This window comes from Maribacter sp. HTCC2170 (genome assembly GCF_000153165.2).
GTDB lineage: Bacteria > Bacteroidota > Bacteroidia > Flavobacteriales > Flavobacteriaceae > Maribacter_A.
Genome location: NC_014472.1, coordinates 2,546,642 through 2,570,038, shown reverse-complemented (window position 1 = coordinate 2,570,038; position 23,397 = coordinate 2,546,642). Strand labels below are relative to the sequence as shown.

General features: G+C 39.9%; 3 protein-coding genes and 1 pseudogene. All 4 read right to left on the bottom strand.

Going from position 1 to position 23,397, the window contains the following annotated elements:
• Window positions 1–6: 6 nt before the first annotated feature.
• A pseudogene (locus tag FB2170_RS11180) lies at window positions 7–10,178 on the bottom strand (T9SS type A sorting domain-containing protein); the annotation flags it as partial.
• Window positions 10,179–12,576: 2,398 nt separating this feature from the next.
• On the bottom strand, window positions 12,577–20,937 hold the full coding sequence (locus tag FB2170_RS17655; RefSeq protein WP_013306665.1) for a PKD domain-containing protein: 8,361 nt from the start codon (window positions 20,935–20,937) through the stop codon (window positions 12,577–12,579).
• A gap of 472 nt (window positions 20,938–21,409) precedes the next feature.
• Window positions 21,410–22,207 carry a hypothetical protein gene (locus FB2170_RS11170; RefSeq protein ID WP_013306664.1) on the bottom strand — a complete coding sequence of 266 codons (798 nt, stop codon included), beginning with the start codon at window positions 22,205–22,207 and terminating at the stop codon, window positions 21,410–21,412.
• 85 nt (window positions 22,208–22,292) lie between these two features.
• Window positions 22,293–23,327 carry a glycosyltransferase gene (locus tag FB2170_RS11165; protein ID WP_013306663.1) on the bottom strand — a complete coding sequence of 345 codons (1,035 nt, stop codon included), beginning with the start codon at window positions 23,325–23,327 and terminating at the stop codon, window positions 22,293–22,295.
• Window positions 23,328–23,397: the final 70 nt, after the last annotated feature.

The following is a 23,397-nucleotide window of genomic DNA, read 5'->3' as shown; positions in this document are numbered from 1 at the left end:
AAACTTCTACTTCTTAATAACCATTTGTTTTTGGAGTAGTTTACCATTTTCATCTTGTACCCTCAAGAAATATATTCCAACTTCAAATTCCTGTACCGATATGGTTGATGACTTTCCATATTCTTGCTTGCTTATGGTCTTAACAAGGCGTCCGGCAACATCAAATACTTGAATATCACTTGTTATGGTCGGTTGGTCAAAAAATACTGAAACTTCATCAATAACAGGATTTGGTATAATCCTCATATTGTTTGTACTCTTTAGCAATAAGTTAATATTTTGACTGCAATTGCTCGCCATATCACCAAGACCTGTTGGAAGATTCGTAGTACTTGTGATATAAATCTTATCAAGTGAGGCACCATCTTCCCTTAAGGCAATATCTATCGTATTGGACCCTTGTGCCAAATTAAAGATCACAGGTTGACTGCTATTATCACTATCATGTACTTGATCCCAAACAAAAGTCGGGCTATTGGTAATCTTATTCCAACGAATCCAAGTTCCTCCGTTAGAACGTACCCAAAAACTATCGTCTGCACCAGTACTTGCCTGTACCAATGCATGAACGCTATAGGTACCTGCATCAGCTTGAAAATCAAAGGTTACCATCTGGTCGGTATTGCTAGGCGGACCTGAAAGGTTATTGCCCGAAGGGGCGAGGAGATGTTGCCCGTTCGAGGAAGAGACATTATCGATAAAGCTCCAATCAACACCAGCAATAGCGCATTCAGCCTCCAACCAAATCTCGTCGGAGGTCTCCGGACTCACAGTTACACTTACCAAATCAAAACCAGTATCGCCCTCATCATCGGTCACCGTCAATCGGAAGACGTACGTGCCCTCTATTAAATCACTGGCCGTAAACTGAGTTGTATCTCTCCTGCCAAAGTAGCTGTAGAAGGTCCACCGCTTTCCTGCGTCCAAGCATAAGATACAATGGCTCCGCCATCAGGGTCATTGCCAATTCCACTGAAAACTGCACTATTGGCGGGCAGCATGATGTTCTGGTCTGAACCGGCATCGGCCGTAGGAGGTAACAATACTATTGCTTCCACAGTTACACTTACCAAATCAAAACCAGTATCGCCCTCATCATCGGTCACCGTCAATCGGAAGACGTACGTGCCCTCTATTAAATCACTGGCCGTAAACTGAGTTGTATTCTCTCCTGCCAAAGTAGCTGTAGAAGGTCCACCGCTTTCCTGCGTCCAAGCATAAGATACAATGGCTCCGCCATCAGGGTCATTGCCAATTCCACTGAAAACTGCACTATTGGCGGGCAGCATGATGTTCTGGTCTGAACCGGCATCGGCCGTAGGAGGCTCGGGAACAATGACACAGTTGCTCGCCATATCACCAAGACCTGTTGGAAGATTCGTAGTACTTGTGATATAAATCTTATCAAGTGAGGCACCATCTTCCCTTAAGGCAATATCTATCGTATTGGACCCTTGTGCCAAATTAAAGATCACAGGTTGACTGCTATTATCACTATCATGTACTTGATCCCAAACAAAAGTCGGGCTATTGGTAATCTTATTCCAACGAATCCAAGTTCCTCCGTTAGAACGTACCCAAAAACTATCGTCTGCACCAGTACTTGCCTGTACCAATGCATGAACGCTATAGGTACCTGCATCAGCTTGAAAATCAAAGGTTACCATCTGGTCGGTATTGCTAGGCGGACCTGAAAGGTTATTGCCCGAAGGGGCGAGGAGATGTTGCCCGTTCGAGGAAGAGACATTATCGATAAAGCTCCAATCAACACCAGCAATAGCGCATTCAGCCTCCAACCAAATCTCGTCGGAGGTCTCCGGACTCACAGTTACACTTACCAAATCAAAACCAGTATCGCCCTCATCATCGGTCACCGTCAATCGGAAGACGTACGTGCCCTCTATTAAATCACTGGCCGTAAACTGAGTTGTATTCTCTCCTGCCAAAGTAGCTGTAGAAGGTCCACCGCTTTCCTGCGTCCAAGCATAAGATACAATGGCTCCGCCATCAGGGTCATTGCCAATTCCACTGAAAACTGCACTATTGGCGGGCAGCATGATGTTCTGGTCTGAACCGGCATCGGCCGTAGGAGGTAACAATACTATTGCTTCCACAGTTACACTTACCAAATCAAAACCAGTATCGCCCTCATCATCGGTCACCGTCAATCGGAAGACGTACGTGCCCTCTATTAAATCACTGGCCGTAAACTGAGTTGTATTCTCTCCTGCCAAAGTAGCTGTAGAAGGTCCACCGCTTTCCTGCGTCCAAGCATAAGATACAATGGCTCCGCCATCAGGGTCATTGCCAATTCCACTGAAAACTGCACTATTGGCGGGCAGCATGATGTTCTGGTCTGAACCGGCATCGGCCGTAGGAGGCTCGGGAACAATGACACAGTTGCTCGCCATATCACCAAGACCTGTTGGAAGATTCGTAGTACTTGTGATATAAATCTTATCAAGTGAGGCACCATCTTCCCTTAAGGCAATATCTATCGTATTGGACCCTTGTGCCAAATTAAAGATCACAGGTTGACTGCTATTATCACTATCATGTACTTGATCCCAAACAAAAGTCGGGCTATTGGTAATCTTATTCCAACGAATCCAAGTTCCTCCGTTAGAACGTACCCAAAAACTATCGTCTGCACCAGTACTTGCCTGTACCAATGCATGAACGCTATAGGTACCTGCATCAGCTTGAAAATCAAAGGTTACCATCTGGTCGGTATTGCTAGGCGGACCTGAAAGGTTATTGCCCGAAGGGGCGAGGAGATGTTGCCCGTTCGAGGAAGAGACATTATCGATAAAGCTCCAATCAACACCAGCAATAGCGCATTCAGCCTCCAACCAAATCTCGTCGGAAGCCTCTGGAGCAACCGTTACGGTAACTATCCACTGTTGCTCTACTTCATCCGAAGAAGTAACTTTATATATTACCGGGTTCGTAAAATCAATGAGTGCTCCAGGTGCAGGGTCAATAACCGCATCTGCCGATACTCCTATATTTGGAGCAAGGGAAGTTATATCTGATCCAAATGCGACCGTAACATTTACTGTTTTTTCAATAGCGTCAATGCTAGCTGGAGCTAATTCTGTTGGAAGGGAGAAAGAGGTTATATCATTTCCGGGAATTCCAGAAAAAGTAACTTCTACATTCTGCATACATGTACTACTATTTCCTTCCTCATCAGTTGCGGTCCATTCTATCATGGTTATTCCCACTGGGAATGGATCCGTCAAAGCAAGAGCGTCGCCGCGAATGCCTGTAATAGTATTGAATGTTGAACAATTGTCAACCACAATAGGAGGAGTTATTGTAACAATAACCGGACTTCCATTACTACTTGGCACCGAAATGTTATCAGGGCATGTAATAACTGTGGCCGTATCATCTTCCACCGTAACCGTTGCAGAACATGTGCTGGTATTGTTGTTTGTATCTGTTACCGTAAGTATTACAGTATTATTTCCTATATCATTGCAATCAAAAGAATTCGGAAATACCGTCAAACTAGCAATTCCATCAGGGGCGCTAGAACCATTGTCCACATCGTCACCTGTAATTGTGACGTTTCCATTTTCATCTAAAGAGACGGTTATGTTCTGACAAATCGCTGTTGGCGAACTATCCTCTGTAATCTCAAAATTGATTGTAAAATCTGGACCTTGGGTTCCTGTCAAATTAGGTCCCGTAAATGGAGTAGCTGTCAATGTGTAATTTCCAACCACAAAAACTTGTTCTATATAATCACCTGCAACATCACCATAAAGTGAGTAAGGAGCCGCATTTTCAACATTACTTGTAGTTAGAGCACCACTTAATTCAAATTGTATGCTCCCGACATCAATCGCATTGGCTCTTATGCTTAACAAGTTCGTAGGAAGGTCTTGCATTGAAAGTACATCCCCATCATTTATAGTTGTGATATCTTGATCTGAAGTTGCATTAATCAACGTTAAACTAGTAACCACACCGCTCGGAATACCTCCATTTGAAGCATTCGGCGTAGGAGACGTAAAATTGACGAATGTAGGCCCACCGTCGAAGGACCTACCTTCTGAAATATCTTCGGTTTGGGCTGTATATATCAATGAATCTATGAACGTATTGTCATTCCCATTAATCTGAAGTAGTCCTATTTGTTCACCTCCACCACTTAGCTTAACACCAACATGTAACACTCCCTGAGACTCTTGTTTATCCGCCCAAAGTAAAAGGAATCCTCCTGGAGGAATAGTTGTTTCAGAAGGTGACGTTGTCGGAATTTGATACGGGTCGGCCTCTGTCAAATCATCCACTATAAATAGACCTCCTACATCTACTGCAGTTGTGCCAGCATTGTATAATTCAATCCAATCATCAAATTCTCCTGCTTCATCGGAAATCGTTATAGCATTGCTTGCCATATATTCATTGATGAAAACATTTGTTACTAACGGAAGTATATTATTGTTGTTCGGTGTAGGCGCACTAAATGACTTGAACTGTTCTGAAGCATCTGGATACCTACCAAAAGAAATATCATTTGTTTGTGCCGCATAAGTCATGGAATCAACAGTAGACATATCTGTCCCAATTATATCGGATATAACTATCGTTCCCCCACCACTACTCAAAGTAAAAGGTAGGTGCAGTTCTCCCTGGGATGTTTGATTATCGGCCCATAGGGTGATAAATCCACCTGCAGGAATAGTTGTCAAACTAGGATTTGTATCAGGAATCTGCCAAAGTGAAGGATTACTGGCATCATTACTTACATAAAGGCCTCCGATATCTACAGCATTTTCATTTAGGTTATACACCTCAACCCAAGGGTCGTTCTCCCCATTGGGGTCCGTAATTGAAGTGGAGTTAATAGCAAGGACTTCGTTTATAGATAATCCGGCTACAAAAGGAATGATATTTGAACTACCGGGAGTTGGTTGAAAGTAGAAACTAAATGTACTACCACCATCAGGTTCGCGACCATAGGATACATCATCAGACTGTGCACCATAGGTAAGGGAATCTATAAACTGTTGCTCGACTCCAATGATTTGCGTAAGCCCAATATCCTCTCCACTTTTTCCAAGTTTTAGACCAACATGAAGTGTACCTTCTAAAGGTTCATTATCAGCCCATAATATGATAAATCCTCCAGCAGGTATCGTCGTTGCCGTAGGATTATCTGTTGGGATTTTGAACAATAATGGATTCGTCAAATCATCCGTTATGTATAAACCGCCTATATCAACAGGCGTATCATTACTATTGTAAATTTCAATCCAATCTTCAAATTCACCAGCTTCATCTACTATTCCAGTTTCATTACCAGCGATAAACTCATTAATGTATATTCCTGAAAGGAAACCGATTTCATTCGGCGCACCCGGAGTTGGGTTATCGAAGGTCACAAAATTATTCTCACCATCTGAAAATCTTCCTTCTGAAATGTCATCTGCCTGGGGACCAAATGTATAAGAATCAATTGTTTGGATTCCTGTGGAGCTATCAATAGACAAACCTATTGCCTCACCTCCAGAACCAAGTTTAATATCTACATGCAGTGGTCCTTCTTCCGGATCTTTATCTGCCCAGACATAGAGAAACCCTCCTGCTGGAATCGTTGTTTCCGCGGTTGAAGTATCAGGAATCTGCCATTGTGTTAAATCCACCAAATCATCGGTGATATACATTCCTCCTAGATCCACGGGTAATACTCCCGCATTATAAAACTCAATCCAATCTTCATTGGCTCCGGACTCATCTGTAATTCCAGTTACGTTACTAGCGAGGAACTCATTGATATATAATTCCATTTCAGCGTAAGAAGCCTCCGTACTTGCACTCCAATCACTGCCATCGTTAACCCTTGCAATAATTTCTAAAATACCCGAATCTGGTACATCTATGGGCGAGGAATATGCTATTGCGCTGCCAGAAACACTTCCATTTGGCAACTGTGGATCAGTTCCATCTGTCGTATAATAAATAGTTCCTGAAGGATTCGGATTAGTCATCTCAAGCTCGAAACTTGCAATCACTGATCCGCCGGGATTATTAAAGACAGCTGCATCCAAAGCAGGATAATAACCTTCCACTCTAAGTGCGTCTAAAAATCTTTCAGCATTACCGTTCATAAGCGCATCTAAGCGATCTACTTCAGGTTGCCAATCATCATTTTTAGTTCGTGTTTGGCCATCATTCAATCCATCACCCCAACGTGCCGATTCTGCAATTACCGCAGTTTCAATATATTGATTTACAGTTGCCCATCTGGCTCTTGAAGCATTATCCGATATTGGACCATTATTAAAAAACTGAAGATTTACTCTATCTACGAATAGCTGCATAAATTCAGGATTTGCCCTGAGACTATGCCATAGATTAGAAATTGGCTCTGAACCTGTCTGACTACTCCTGAAAAAGGGATGTACCCACGCCCCATTATTTGATCCATTTGTGGTATCCCATGACCATTCGCCATCCCATGCATAATAGTTAAATGGTTCTGCAGGATTATTGCGATTTCCTCCATAAAAATTATTTAAAGGCCAATCCGTCATTCCCATAGACCAGGTAACCATTAAATAGTCCATAAATTTTTCTATATCAAGATACTGTTTGACTTCTTCATAATTTGCCTGGATGGACATATCTTGATTTACCAGAGTATTGGTCAAATAATCAAATCTTGTAGCATCTCCACTCTTTACACCATTATGATTAAGGGTCATATAATCGTCATTCTCCCCTCCAAAATACGCTGCCATAAAACCAGCATCTTGTCTTTGTACCGGATTATACATACCCCAGTAAAGTCCGTTAACATAAAGATGAACAAATGCGCCCGGCTTACCAATTCCAGAGGCAGCGATCTGTGAAGCTCGATACCATTCATCTCTTGTGAAAGCTGTTCGGTCTGCGTTCCAGTTTCTTGACCATGCTCTATTATTACCTCCTCTTAGAACAAATTTGGTATCTGTAAAGTTATCTGTAGCCACATCACCACTTAATGGCCCTGTTCTGAGTAAATTTGATGAAATGCTATTGTTGATGTCTAATTTCATTGAACGTTTAAGCCTCAAATGGCTATGTGACTCTAGTTCTGCTATAAACTGTTCATTGGGAAAAGCACCATTGGGATAGATAATTTCAATAGAGCCGTCAATGCCGACTTCGCCATCGTAAACCGTCCAAAAATCATCTTTGTCCATTACAATTGACATGGTTGGAATTGATGATAGCCCTGATATGATATCGTTGCTATATTCAGGTGCATTTACGACTGCAGGATCCATCTCATAATCATGTGTTGCCTGCGCACCACCGGTACCAAGATTGTAAACATTATTTGGCCAACCGGTAATGTTAGCCGGCTGCTGTACAACATCACTTAAAAATATGTATGAATGGGTTCCCACTTCCGATTCTGTACTACCAGAATATGCAATAGCCCTTACTGTTGTAGTAGTATTTACAGTTAATGGATTGCCGTTATAAATAGTACCGCTTGTGGTACTCGGTGTAGAACCATCTAGTGTATAACGAATGGTAGCTCCTAAAATTCCAGTGAATAGACTTAAATTAAAAGGAACTTCATACAAACCTCTTTCTTGTGAAAAAGCTAAATCTTCGACAGCACCATCACTTTGAAGTGCAATGCTCATCTCACTACCAGCACCATAGTTGATAACCAGGTTTGCAGTTTTCCCTGGGCCTGGATTAACTAAACCAATGGGTATTGTAAGTTGCATTCCTGACTTAATCAATTGACTTTCAGGTGAACTCACAGATGTATTAAAATCTTGAGCATCTGTACCTGTTAATTCAATTGAATTTATAATAATTCCTTGATTACCGCCATTCACATCTAAGTTAATAGTTATACCCGCATCAGGCACGGTAACTGAAGTTGGAGCAGAAAGCACACTTGCTATACTAGCCGTTCCCTCAGGATTGTCAACCCCTAAAACTTCCATGTTTCTTTGATTGCCAGCTCCTTGCAATGGTGATCCTGCTACCATAAAAACTCCATTGCCCGAAACAATTACCTGGGTACCGTGTCTAGGAGAATTTAGACTTGCTGCGGATGTCCATGTATCAGTATTTGGATCGTACTCCTCAGTAATGGCCAATGCTTGAGTTTGACCTCCTATCTCTCCACCTATCACAAGTAACTTATCATTAAAATTCACCGCAGAAGCTCCACCTCTTGGTGTTGGAATATTTTGGACGGCCGGAAGTGTACTCCAGGTTGAAGTAGCAAAATCATAAACATCTACTTCTGGAATTGTAGGTTCAAAATAACCATTGGCTGTACTTGTTAATCTACCACCGGCAGCGTACAATTTGTCATTTATTATAGCCGCCGCAAAATGATCTCTTGCTCTTGGTGCATCAGTTAAAGAAGTCCAGATGCCTGTTGCAGGATCATATTCGTCAAAAAATGACACAAAACCAGCGTCATGACCATTTGTATTACCGCCAACAATATAAAACTTATCATTGCGGACCACTAAACCGGCAGAACCTCTTCGCCTAGATTGAGGAATCTGCGCTCCTTCAATCCATTCTTCGTTTGCCGGGTCAAAAGCCCAAACATATTCCGCTGGAGCCTCTGTTGGAAAGGCGTTCGTTTGAAACGCCCCTATAACCCAAATCAATCCTTGATATTCTGTAGCCTGGAAATGATTAAATTCAAATGGTGCTGAATCTACCAAGGTATTCCATGTATCAGAGGAATAGTCGTAAACATCAATGCTCCGTGAGTTTTCGCGCCCTCCCATCAAATAAAACTTATCACCGGCTTGTACGAAGGAATTTTCGTGGCGTGCTGTGTAGTTCTCGTTTTCATTTTTATCCACCCAATTTTCAGAACCGACATTCCAATTAAAGACTTGATTGACAGTTGCAGAACCTGGCTTACTAACAGCCACACTTACCACATGTTGACCGTCATTATTTGCACCACCTGAAGCTGCAGCACTGGAAATTATGCCAGATATCAAACCATTGGTTGGTTCGATTTGGACACCGTCTGGCTGGCCGGAGATCTGATAGGTGAAATTCGCATTTGAATCACCTCCGGTCGCCGTTACTCCAAAACTAATATTATCATTAATGACATTAGCCTGATCTACTATTGGTTCTAGAATTAGTGGAGGAAAAGTCACTCCGCCTGACAAAATTTCTATCGCTGAAACTTTTGGTTGGTCAATTCCGCCAACCGCCGCCAATGCAGAAAAATCGATATTCAAAGAACCATCATTTACAGTAACATCAAAAGACTTTTGTTGCGCTACTTCAGCACCTACTTCCGAAAAAATATCGTAGTTGTCCAAAACTAAATTTCCTTCAACAGTAACATCAAAAACGCGTTGACCTGACCCACCAGGTCCTCCGCCGGTTGCTCCCCAGTAAATTTCGGCGAAATGAAGAACTACTGTATAGTCACCATCAGTTATCGGAATACTATATTGAAAAGTTTTAGACGGAGAACTTCTTTCGGTCTTATACATATCTGGTACGAGTGCACTAGGATTTGTATATGGGGTTCCTCCAACGAAATGTTCATCAGCGACAAAGGTGGTACCATTTTGGTCGATTAACACTCCTCCTGCATTTATCCCTAACAGAGAATCGGTAGAATCTTCGGGTATCACGCTCAAAAAATCCCATGTTCCCTCTAATTCTACATCTGTTGTACCTGAAGTACCAATAAAACCTGCAGCCAAATCTTGATTAGCTTGTTGAATAGCATCTAATATACTACCCTGAGCAGTTACGGTGCCTATACCAGCTCTTGTACCTCCATCGATGGCATATTCAAGGTCAACCTGCCCATTAGATGGGTCAATCGTAAAATAAAACACTATATCATTAGCGGGTCTATTAGATACCGAAATAGGAATGTTTATAGGGGTTTGTGGTATATCATTAATTTCTTGTAAAGCCGTGATTCCCGAAGTATTCAAAACAATCTTAATATAGTTGCTCTGTGTTCCATCGCCTATGAAGTGACCAAGTTCACCTCCCAGAGCGGCACTATTACCATAAATTCGTAAAGGGCCAGTTAAGTTGATAAGGTTACCTGATACTGTAAAAATTCCGGTGCCAACATCTGTCTGAACACCAAATTGATAACCTTTGTCTTGTGTATTAGTTGACCCTAAGGCGGTACCAGAAGTCATATGTGATGTCATTAACCCTGTAGCTCCTCCCAAAACATCATTTGGGTTTGGATCGTTAGGGTCATCCCGCCGATCTATCCAACTTAACCAATTCTCATTAGTATTGCCATTATTCATTAAACCTGTCAACCCTAATCCAAATATTCCATTTAAACCCTCTTGATCATTAAAAAGGTCATTGCTAACAGGAATTACAAACGCATCGCTTCCCGTCGAATCTGGGTCTCCTAATTGAAATGGATCATTGGAATCCAATATACCATCACCATCGTCGTCATTATCATTTAAATCTGACAGTAATGTTCCACCTATTGATTTATCAAAATCATTTGGCTGAGAACCACCATTACATGGATCTGTTCCATTATCTTCCTCGTCTTGATTTGTATAACCATCATTATCATAATCAGCAATAGGGTCATATCCAAAATCTCCTGGGGAAAGACAAATTGAACCATCGCTAGGTTCAAAAACCACAATCTTACCATTTAATGTTCCTGCCCAAATAGTCCCTGGAAAAATTTCATTATCACCGTTGCATGTTATGCCAAGGGCATTACCTCCAATTCCTGAAAGAAAACTTGAAGTAAGTTGTTGTAAAGTTCCATCATTAGCTAATTCTACTCTATGTATTAGCCCCGCATTATGCCCAGCTAAAAGATTACCTTTCATAGCACCACTAAAATTAGAGGCTGTATATTCATCAATACCATTCGTATTAGTACTCCAGATAGTGATTGGGATGTCATCCAGTCCATCGGGATTAACTATTCCAGGTCCCCTCCAGTCCCCTTCTACACTGTTAGCAACGGATACTGGCGGCCAATTTGCTGGCAAAGCAATATTAGGGTCTGTTGTATATCCTGCACCTCTGGAACCATCAGGGTCATAAATTAATGTTCTGAATACGGCATTTGTAGTACCAATTTGGTTTGGAGCCACAAAAAGCCCAGCTCCAGAAGGGTTTGCTCTAGTAGGATTAGGATGACCTGCATAGAAACTACCTGGCACATAGTTTTGAATATCAAAAGTCACCATCTCAAGATGGTCTAAATTATTTATATATTCACCTCCTGATGGGGATTGACTTCCCAGTTCATTAGGGTCATAGTCATTAGTAACGTTGGCAGTTCCCTCATTTACCGGAAATCCTCCCCATCCTTGATTAGCCCCATTTTCGGTAACATAAAGCGCTCCATTTTCAGTAACCACTAAATCATATGCATTTCTGTAACCCGGAGAATAGATTTGAACAGGTCCATTTGGAACTACCATAGCTTGGTTTAGACCATCATTTCCTCCAAATGGATCATTGACATCTATTCCATTATAACCAATATCATCGGGATCAATAATTCCGTTTTCGTTTGCTCTTTCAGGGTCATCTAAGGTGGGTAAATCATATAAGAAAGCCCTTCCATTGTCCATTAAGACGGGAAGAGCATTAATTGCATCTAAATCAATTGATAGAATCGCACCGGAAAGAGCGTACTCACAGGAATATACAAAATTGGTAGATGGCCCACCTCCATTTGTAAACCCACCCGAAGCGACTATTAAATAATTGGTCCCATTTATATTCACTTTTTCCAAGCCATTTGTTGCGTGATTCTCCTCAGATCTAGGCAGACCTCGAACTAAATCCACAACATCCCAGGACGTGCCATTCCAAGAAAATCGAGTAATAATTCCAGAATTAGTATCTAATTCAATATCGCCATTGCCACCTGAAGAACCAGCACCAATTCTGAAATCACTTGAACTTACATATATTACAGGGTTGACAGAAGTCCCAGATACCGTAAGACCTATTGTTTCACGGTAGACCTGAGAATTGTTGATAGTACCATCATCATCATGGTTGACAATATCTGTCACTCCTGTAAGGGCTTCTACCGCTATAACAGTATAATCTCCAAGGCTAGTTTTTTCAACAGTTAATATTTTAATTGTTCCAGGGTATTCAGCAACATAAAGACGCCCATCTGGACCATACATTAATGATGTAACTCCACTATCTACAGAACCAAGACCATTAAAATCCAGCTGACTTTGATTAAAGCTAATTTGTGCAACTATGGTGGTATTAAATAATAAAAACAGTCCAGCAATAATCTTAACTAAAGGATTGCCGGTACAAATAAAAGGTGTATTCATCCTCTGATAATATTAAAATGGTTAGCAAAAAATAAATGGGGGGGGTCTCTTAAATATATTTACTCTAATTCTGTAATAAAAGGAATACATCAACTTATCGATTAAAGGCAAATGTTATCCGATGAATAGCATTCAACCTATACTTCTAGTTGGCCAACTTAAAACACTGAAAAATATTGATTTTCAGGGGGTTGGAAGGATCCATGTACTATGGATCCTTTAGAAAAAAATCTTATTCAGTTTACTTTTTAACAATCAAACCAAGTATTATTGGGTCAGCATTACTAAATTCAATTCTAATGTGATAGATTCCATTCCTTAGAATATGTACTGGAATTTCATATTCCTCATTTGTAAATATTTCTGAAGGAGTAAATGATTGTAAATGCCTACCTGTTGAATCATATAGTGAAAGGTTTATTACAACTTTGTCAGTTGGTAGATAACTAATTGGAATTTTTGCCACATCACTAGCAGGATTTGGATAGACTCTACCTGTTGTATCTACATTTTCAGAAACCACAATAATACTTATTGTTTCAACATCCGTTAATCCTTCCCCATCAGTAACTGTTAATGTAACGTTATATGTGCCGGCTTTATCGAAGATATGAATTGGATTTGCTTCGTTTGAGGTAATACCATCTGCAAAATCCCAAAGATAACTTACTACGGCAAGATCATCGGTTGAATCATCACCAGTAAAAGTTACTTCTAATGGTATATTACCATTTTCAGGAGTTGCAGAAACTGCTGCAACCGGCGGCATATTGCCATTTATTTCGTTGACAGTTATAGTCACTGTGTCTGTATCGGATAATCCTTGGGCATCTGTGACAGTAAAATCTACATCAAAAACGCCTGTTGTCTCAAATAAATGAGTCGGGTTTTCCTGATCAGAAGTAAATCCATCTTTGAAGTCCCACAAATAGCCTACTATGCCCTGGTCATCTGTAGATCCTGAACCGTTAAAAATTACTGCTAAATCGACTGTCCCTGCTGTAGGGCTTGCAGTTGCTACGGCAACTGGAGCTTCATTTTGACTTAGACTAACTGTAATTGTTATTGTTGTCATATTTGTAAGACCATCTACATCTTCTACGGTAAGTTCTACAACATACTCTCCTTCAGTATTAAAAGTATGTGTAGGATCTGTGAGTGTTACAATAGGGGATCCATCTTTAAAATCCCATGAATAACCAGTAACGGCAACATCATCTGTAGAATTACTACCTGTAAAACTAACTTCTAAGGGAGCATCTCCACTTAATGGTGTAGCACTAGCAACGGCGATAGGAGCCTCATTGCCAACACTTACATTAATTTGAACAGTAGTTGTGTTCGTGAGCCCGGCTCCATCTGAAACAGTTAATTCAACATCATAGATTCCTTCAGTTGTAAACGTATGTTCTGGGTCGGAAAGTGTCACAGTAGGGGATCCATCTTTGAAATCCCATAAATAACCAGTAACCGCAACATCATCTGTAGAATTACTGCCAGTAAAGTTAACTTCAAGCGGTGCTGAACCAGTAAATGGAGTTGCACTTGCAACGGCAATAGGTGCCTCATTACCTACACTTACATTAATTTGAACAGTAGTTGAGTTTGTGAGTCCAGCTCCGTCTGAAACAGTTAATTCAACATCATAAATTCCGGCTGTTGTAAAAGTATGCATTGGATCAGCAATTGATACAGTGGGTGAACCATCTTTAAAATCCCATAAATAGCCCGTTACCGCAATATCATCTGTGGAATTACTACCGGTAAAGGTAACCTCCAAAGGTGTAGGACCGGTCAATGGAGTAGCACTAGCTACAGCAGTTGGGGCGATATCACCTATCTGCCCTATATTCCAAATAAATTGCTCAGAAGATGACAAGGCCGGAGCCATATCATCTGTAACTGTGACTTCAACTGTGTAAGGGCTATTTTCAGAAGCCCCACCCCCACCTCCAGTCGAAGATTCAGGAGCAGCAAGCAGCTGTGCTTGCGTATAGTTTTGATCTACATTGTGTAATGCAACCCTGTCAATAAAATGACCATTTGATCTTGAAGATATTTCCATTGTATAAACCCCAGCGGTATCGAACGTAACGTAAACGTTATGCGCGTCGTTGTCACTAGTCAAAGATGACCAATTCCAAGCAATCGTGTTTGTATAGACCTTAAACCAGTTGTCTGCACCGGGTCCATTACCTACTGGAGATTGACCACTCCCCACAGGGTAAATCAAACCTGTTGTAGACGTATATCCTCCATAAAACTCGCTGGCATCGGGAAACCTTAACCAAGCATCATTATGCTCTGTAGTTGGACTAGAAGGTGCAATGATTCCTATTTTATTATGCCATTGTACCCGATATGTCCCAGGTGCAGAAATATTTATTTCAGCTGTTATTGTTCCAGTACCTGGGGTAAGGAAACTATCCGTATGATTATTCAGATATCCACTTCCAGTAAAACCACTTTCAATACTCTCTTCAGTCCAATTGGTATCATATGTTAGGCTTTCCATTTCAATAATAACCAGTCCATTATTTTCTAGAAATTCTGAACCACCACCAGCACTTACAGTACCTGAAATTACACCAGTATTATTATCAATTGTTAATGTAGGAGGAAGTCCTGTAGCCATATAGGTAAGGTTAATACTTGCATCTGAGGCAATTATTGGTAGTGTAACACTATCACCTTCATTATTATTTTGTGTTCCTGGATTTGTAATTAAAGGCGCTATATTTGAATTGGATAAAGCAATATCCAGCGAACCATTGTTACCATAATTAACCGTAAGAATTGCATTTCTATCAGCACCACTCCCTGTTAGTTCTACAGTAATTGTATGTGTAGAGTTAGGTTTTAGTAATTGGTTGGATAACTCACCAGATAAAATATTGAAATCTGCCGCATTAGGACCGGAAAGCACCATTGATGTGACAATTACCCCAACGTTCCCTGCTTCTATGTTCAAATCAATATCCTCAGAGGATCCATCAGCAATTAGAACGCCTCCCAGTGCATTTATTACACTTTCTACACTTGGTGTTCCTATGGGGGAATCAACCCCAAAATATTCCATATTCTTTTGATTGCCACCTCCTTGAGCAGGCGACCCACCCAGAATAAAGATTCCTTGACCAGATACAATAGCCTGCGTACCATGCCGCGGATTATTCAATCCTGCCAGTGTTTGCCAAGTTTGAGTATTTGGGTTATATTCTTCAGTAGTTGTCAAGGATGGTCCGGCCACTTCGGTTTCACCTCCTATTACAATCAACTTATCATTAAAACTTACAGCCGATGCACCACCTCTCGGAGTTGGAATATTCTGTCCAGATGGAAGTGTACTCCATGAACTTCCTGAAAAATCATATACATCCACTTCGGGAATGGTAGGTCCAAATGTTCCTCCAGGTCCACCAGATAAACGACCACCAGAAACATACAATTTATCACCTATAACTACCGCCGCAAAATGGTCTCTGGCCCTTGGGGCATCATCTAAAGCTGTCCAAACGCCAGTAGCAGGATCATATTCATCAAATAAAGCTAAATACCCGCCATCATGTCCATCATTATTTCCCGCAATAATATAGAACTTATCATTATAAACTACCAATCCCGCTGACCCTCTTCGTCTCGAAATAGGAATTTGTGGTCCTTCAATCCATTCCTCATTTGCCGGATTAAAAGCCCAAACGTTTTCTGCAGGTGCTTCAATAGGGTAATTATTGTCTTTAAACGCCCCAATTACCCAAATAAAGCCTTGATATTCCACTGCCTGAAAATGATTGAATTCGAAAGGAGCTGAATCAACTAGAGAAGTCCAGGTATCAGAAGTATAATCATAAATGTCAATTGTCTTGGCATTTTCACGACCGCCCATTAAATAAAACTGGTTTCCAGCTTGTACAAAGGAATTCTCATGCCTAGCCGTATAAGTTTCATCCTCGTCTTTATCTATCCATGAAGAAGCAACAGACCATGTAAACACCTTACTGTCCGGAGCGGATCTTGGTTTTTTCACCGTTACAACCACTTCATGAACCCCATCTCCCAAAGGACCACCAGAAGATGAAGACTGATCTATTGTACCTGCAATCAACCCACTTGTTTCATTAATGGTTAAGCCTTGGGGCTGTCCTGAGATATAATACAACATACTCTCCACAGGATCTCCCCCAGAGGCACTTAGTGGTACACTAACAGCTTCATTAATATCACTTGTTTGAGCTGTTACTGAATCTAAAATAAGTGTAGGATTAGCACTATCAACCTCAAAAACCTCTATTGCATTCAATATGGGATTTTCTGCAACACCATGGGCAAATTCAATATTCATATTGCCATCAGTCAAGGTTACAGGAAAAGATAACATTCCCGCTACTAAATGCCCGAATTCATCTATAACATCTAAATCATCTTTGACAATATTGTCCTCGATCAAAATATCAAAAACCCTATCTCCTATCTGATTTGCTGGCTCATAACTGTTCCCCAAATAAATATTGACCATATAGTCCCCATTATCGAGTGGAAGTGTATATATCATCTCAGGGAGAGCGGAAGCATCATATCGCTCACGTTCGAAAATCCCATTAAAGGTTGCTTCATTAATATATGCCGGAATTGAATTATCCCTATTTGAGTATTCTAAGCCAGAATCAAGTGACACACCAGTATTAACAGAATATATGGAGGACACATAAGAACCATCCACATTATTAAATTGCCATTTTGGATCATTGTCAACAGTTTCTAATTCATCACCACTGACATTGATTCTGAAAGCCGATGCAGCATTAACAATCCAATTAAAACTAATGGTCACGGCATCACTTGTAAGCCCATCACTATCATCAACTGTAACGTTTACATTATAAGGGCTATTTGCGTCAGCGTTCACATCTATTGTTCCACTAATATGTCCATTTGTTGGCTCAATTGATATACCATTAGGTAACCCTGTAGCACTATAATTAAGATTTCCATCACCACCAGTCACTTCTACACCAAGTGAACTTATCGCAGCCCCCGTAAAACTGGTTTGATCATCTATATTATTAACATATATAGGGGTTTCCGTATCAGGAGCATGAAGAATTTCTATTGCATTAACTATTGGATTTTCCAGTAATCCGTGAACAAAGGATATATCTATAGACCCATCTGCCACTTGCATTATATGACTTATCGCTGTTCCTATTTGATGCCCGTATGTCCCTGACAAATCTATATCGTTCAACAATGGATAAACAACCCCTTCAATTTCCACATCAAAGATTCGCTGATCGGCACTAGACGTACCGCTCCACCCATTACCTAAATATAAGCGAACCTCATAATTACCTTGTGAGGCTACAGGAAAACTATAAGACATATTCGGAACCCCAGGAATATTATCTGCTCTCTCAGTATCAAAAACTGATATTGGGGTTGTACTCTGATTTACTTCTGAAGTATACCCATTCATACCGAAAGAAAAAGCTTGATTCCCCCCAGGTGTCACCAGATACTGCGAGTTATTACCTGGCGTATCTTCTTCCCAATCAATACCACTATCTATAGCAGCAATTTGTGGGCCCCCGGTATTTATACGATATAGTGCAACAGGAGTATCGGTAACCGTTACTAAAAATGACTGTTCAACAAAATTCAAATCATTGTCGGTCGCTCTAATTGTAATAGTTGTTACATTAGGTGTTCCAGGGTAAGATAATGTCAATATACTTCCATTTATTACCGCCCCGACAGCATTATTAGTATTAGACTCTATAGTATATGTTAAATTTGTCGTGCCATAATCATCGTCAAAAAAATTATCTAACTCTATATCTTCGTCTGCCGTATTAATCAATCTATAGATATCCGGAATATTTTGAGAAACTGTCGGAGTACTTCCAATTACATTTAAGAAATCCCAAGTACCCTCAAGCTCAACCGCTGTAGTATTTGATGTTCCAATAAAACCGACGGCCAAATCCTGGTTGGATTGCTGAATGGCATCAAGAATGCTACCTTGTGCTGTTAATGTTGCACCCATTGAAGTTCTTACCCCTAAATCTAAGGAATACTCAAGTTCAACAATGCCCGTTGATGGATCAACAATGAAATAAAATACTACTGAATTCTGTGGTCTATTTGGAATAGCAATAGGTACATTAATAGGAGTCTGAGGCACATCCCCGATTTCCTGAAGAGCTGTTAACCCTGCGGTTGTTAGAACAAATTTTATAAAATTACTTTGTGTTCCATCACCAATAAATAACCCTAGCTCCCCACCTATCGCAGCACTATTACCATAGAGTTGATTGGGGTCTGAAAAATTCAATAGATTTCCGGAAACCGTAAAACTTCCTGTTGAATTATCAACTTCAACACCATATTGATATCCCTTTTCTTGGGTGTTAGAGGAACCATTAGCGGTCCCAGAGGTCATGTGAGAAGTCATTAAACCCGGTGCACCACCCAACACATCATCAGGATTTGGACCTTGGCCAATATCATCTAACCAGTCCATCCAATTTGGATTCGCATCCCCATTGTTCATAAGACCGGTCAAGCCTAATCCAAAAATACCACCTAATCCCTGCTGATCGTTAAATAGCCCATTCTGAATTGGTACTGCAAAAGCATCACTACCTGAACTATTTGGGTTACCTAATTGAAAAGGATCGTCTTGATCCAAAATTCCATCATCATCATCATCGGTATCATTTAGATCCGAAATTAATGTTCCCCCTGCCGACTTATCAAAATCTGCGGGTTGTGATCCACCATTACATGGGTCCGTACCATTATCCTCTTCATCTTGATTCGTATAACCATCACTATCATAATCAGCATTCGCGTCGTATCCTGGCTCACCTGGATTTATACAATTAATCAAATCACTAGGTTCTAGAACGATAATTTTACCGTTCAATGTTCCGGCCCAAATACTTCCTGGAAATGGATCGGTGTCACTATTACAGGTAATTCCCAGGGCATTACCCCCTAATCCTGAAGCGAAAGTGTCAGTTAAGGTTTCTAAACTACCATCTGGATTTAATTCCGCCCTTCTAAGAACACCACTGTTAACACCTGCAATTAGATCACCTTGCATGGCATTTCCAAAATTGGATGCCGTATATTCATCAATTCCATTTGTATTTGTACCCCAAATAGTAACTTCGTTATCGACAGGTCCTTCAGGATTAGCTAAACCAGGACCTCTAAAATCACCCTCTACAGGATTAGCGGTTGATACCGGAGGCCAATTTGCCGGAAGAGCTATATTTGGATCAGTAGTGTACCCGGGACCTTGTGAACCGTCAGGGTCATATATCAAGGTCCTGAAGACGGCACCAGTAGTACCATTCGAAGCGGGTGCTGTAAATAATCCTGCACCATTGGGATTTGCCCTAATAGGATTTGGATGACCTCCGTAAAGGCTTCCGAAAGAATAGGTCTGAATGTCCGTGGTGATTAATTGTAGATGATCCTCATTGTTTATATATTCGCCATCGGCAGCGGGTGAGCTACTTCCTGGTTCAGTAGAATCGTAGGCATTGGTAACGGTGCCTCCTCCCTCATTTACTGGAAAACCTCCCCAACCTTGATTAGCCCCATTGTCAGTAGCATATACCGCCCCACTTTCAGTAATAACCAAATCATAAGCATTGCGATAGCCTGGTGAAAATATCTGAATTGGGCTTCCTGGCACAACCATAGCTTGATTTAACCCATCATTCCCTCCAAAAGGGTCATTGATATCAATTCCATTATATCCAGGTGAGTCTGGATCAATTATACCGTTAACATTGGCTCTAGTTGGGTCATCCAAAGTGGGGATGTCATATATATAATCCCGGCCATTGTCGTTTAATATGGGTAAGGCATTTAATGCCGTCAAATCAACTGAAATCAAAGCGCCTGAAAGGGCATATTCACAGGTGTAAACAAAATTGGTTGAAGGCCCACCACCATTAGTATTGCCACCCGATGCTACAATAAGATACTCTATTCCGTTCACCGTAACCAACTCCAATCCATTGGTAGCATGGTTCTCTTCAGAGCGTGGAAGGCCACGTACCAAATCAACAACATCCCAAGAGCTTCCATTCCAACTAATCCTCGTCAGAATTCCAGAATTAGTATCTAGATCAACATCACCATTTCCTCCTCCTAAACCTGATCCAATTCTAAAATCACTGGAAGTAACATAAATTATAGGATTGGATGCTGTACCAGCAACCGTTAATCCTGTAGTCTCTCTTTTGGCACAATCTGGAATACTACCACTACAGGGAGTTCCGTCATCATCATGGTTGGCCAGAGATATAACACTATTTAAATCCTCAGCGGCAATTACCTGATAATTAGTGGCATCGACCCTATTTATAGTTAGGATCTTAATCGTTCCTGGATATTCGGCAACATATAATCGACCATCAGGTCCATACATCAAAGATGTTACCCCATTACCGACAGACCCATTACCATTAAAATCCAGTTCACTCTGGGAAAAATTAACCTGCGCATGTAAGTTTGTAAATAATAATGTTGCCCACAATACGGCAGACAAATACACTCTTGAGTATCTGATAAATAATCTTTTCATTTTCAATAGCTTTATTACACTTATTTTTAACTAGTGTTAAAGTTGGGTAGGGCAAAGACAAATATACTTGATCGATGAACTACCAAAAAAATATCAACATGTTTTTCGTTTAAACAAGTTGATTTTTCGTTAAACATCTCAACAATTTGATAAATTGGGAAGATAAATTCGGGAATATTAACTTTTACCTACTTTCATTTCTTACAATGAACATGACTTTGCAAATACCCACACTATTGGAATATAATTCTTGATCCAGAACATGAGCGGACATAAACTGTTAGTTTTTATCTCCGATTTTTAAAGGAAGATTTAAAAAGATTATGTCAAATCTTGTTCATCAGTTAAAATCTCATAGTATAAAACTTTATCCATAAGATGTTTACATGGTAATAAATCCTAGCGTTAACAAATAGACAGACCCTTACTAATGTAGTTAAAAGCAAATAGAATTCTTTCTATTCAGAATTAGTCATTCTATATTATAAAAGTTGTAAGTACTTTTGAAGCGTTTACCAATAAACCTTGGTCTATATCTAGTGATTTTTGAAAAGACGCTTTTCAAATGCCCCAACGTAAAATATTTAGTTTGGTTTACTAAACTAACCATTTTTGACTGTGACATAAAATGGTTTTCACCATTGGCCATACTATAAATAGCGCCTGCAATTGGTAAAGGTTTCAAAATAACACCATCATCAAACTCTGTTTTTTCATGAAAATAATAAAGGTATGGCTCTTCTAAAAATAATTGCTTGAATAAATCTTTTCTTATAATTGTACAAGTACCACAACGAACATTAAAATTGCTTCTAATCTTCCATGCCATCTTTTCTCCTTCCCTGTAGAAATACCCCTTATCAATAACCCAACCAGGTATATTACTTGCAATTCTAGAATTCACATATTTGCTTATGCCATTGTGAATACAGTCATCAGAATCAACAACCATATAATAGTCAATCTCAAAATTTTGATTTGCATATTCAAAGGCTCTCAAGATTTTCCTTGCCTTATCCCCTTCTTTCAATTGTCTATCCTCTTCCCAGTCATTATTCTTAATTTTAGGTGGATCAAAATCAACTTGAACATAATGAACTTGAGGATGTTCAAATTTACTCACGGGCAATTCATGACAAGCCACTATTATTTGAAAATCCCTATCTTTTTGTCCGTTTATGGATTTAAGACTCCGATCTACAAGTTTGCTAAATAAAGGCCAATCAGAAGAAAGCTGTTCGCTTTTTACAGGTACAAGAAAACCAATCATGTTTAACTATTTTAGTTGTGTAATGAGATGAAGAAACACTGTTACTTAAAAACTAGCTGTTTTTACATTCTCCTATAATATTATTCTAACTACGTGGAATAAGCCTCAAAATACCTGTTCCTAGTAAAAGCAAATTCTTAGTATTAAAAAGTGGTACAATAATTCTGTTAAAAATTAGACCACCATCACCCATTGCCCCAATCTTTCTATCTATGGGGTAGCCTCCTAACTTATTCATTTTATCTAATATCAAACTTAGATCCTCATGATTTAGAAGTCGATATTTAATGACCCGAATCAATAAAGCAAAAACAACTGCCTGCTGTTTAGCTTTCAATTTTTTTACGACATCAAGGTGTTTTTTATGCGAATTATTGAGGTTTTCAATCAATCCTTTAAGTTCTTCAACCGCTTTCTCCTGATTATTAATGAATACTAAGTTCTTTTTATAACTCTTACTTGTGACAATCGACCCAGCAACCTTAACATACCTATGTGCATCAAGTTCAACCCTAGAAATTCTAGTCGATTTTAAAAAGACACTTGTGGTAAAAATCAAATCTTCATAGGCCCTCATATCATCTATAAACTTAATTCCTGAATTCAATAAAAAACTTCTCTTGATTAAATATCTCCAGACTTCATTTCTGAAATTATTTTCAGATATATATGACATACCGTCCGTTACTGGACAAGCTAATTGTTGAGGTTCTTCCGATGAATTAACTGGTAAATCACTTAATGCTTCATTTTCTATTTCTTTACTATTGAATTGCAATATTTCAAGATTGTTTTGTTCGCACAATTCCAAAAGACAACCTAAAACATTTGCAGTAAGCAAATCATCTGCATCGAGAAAATAAATATAATCACCTTTAGCTACTTCTAAACAACGGTTACGTGCAATACTTGGGCCTTGATTAGATTGGCTATTCAAACAAATGTTAGGATGTTTTTCAACATATCCTTGGACAATTTGTGCGCCGGAATCCTTTGATCCATCATCAATAATTATTATTTCGTATTCAATCGGTGAGATATCTTGGGCAAGAAGACTATTCAAGCAACGTTCAATATATTTTTCTTTATTAAATAAAGGAATGATAACGCTTAACTTCATTGCTTTTTTTGATTGACTTCTTAGGGTACTTTTTGAATATGAACGCCGAAAAAACTATGCTGACATAAAA

Bases quoted from the DNA above. Each gene is read 5' to 3' on its own strand.
- FB2170_RS17655 (WP_013306665.1), bottom strand. From the start codon at position 20,937: ATGAAAAGATTATTTATCAGATACTCAAGAGTGTATTTGTCTGCCGTA.
- FB2170_RS11170 (WP_013306664.1), bottom strand. From the start codon at position 22,207: ATGATTGGTTTTCTTGTACCTGTAAAAAGCGAACAGCTTTCTTCTGAT.
- FB2170_RS11165 (WP_013306663.1), bottom strand. From the start codon at position 23,327: ATGAAGTTAAGCGTTATCATTCCTTTATTTAATAAAGAAAAATATATT.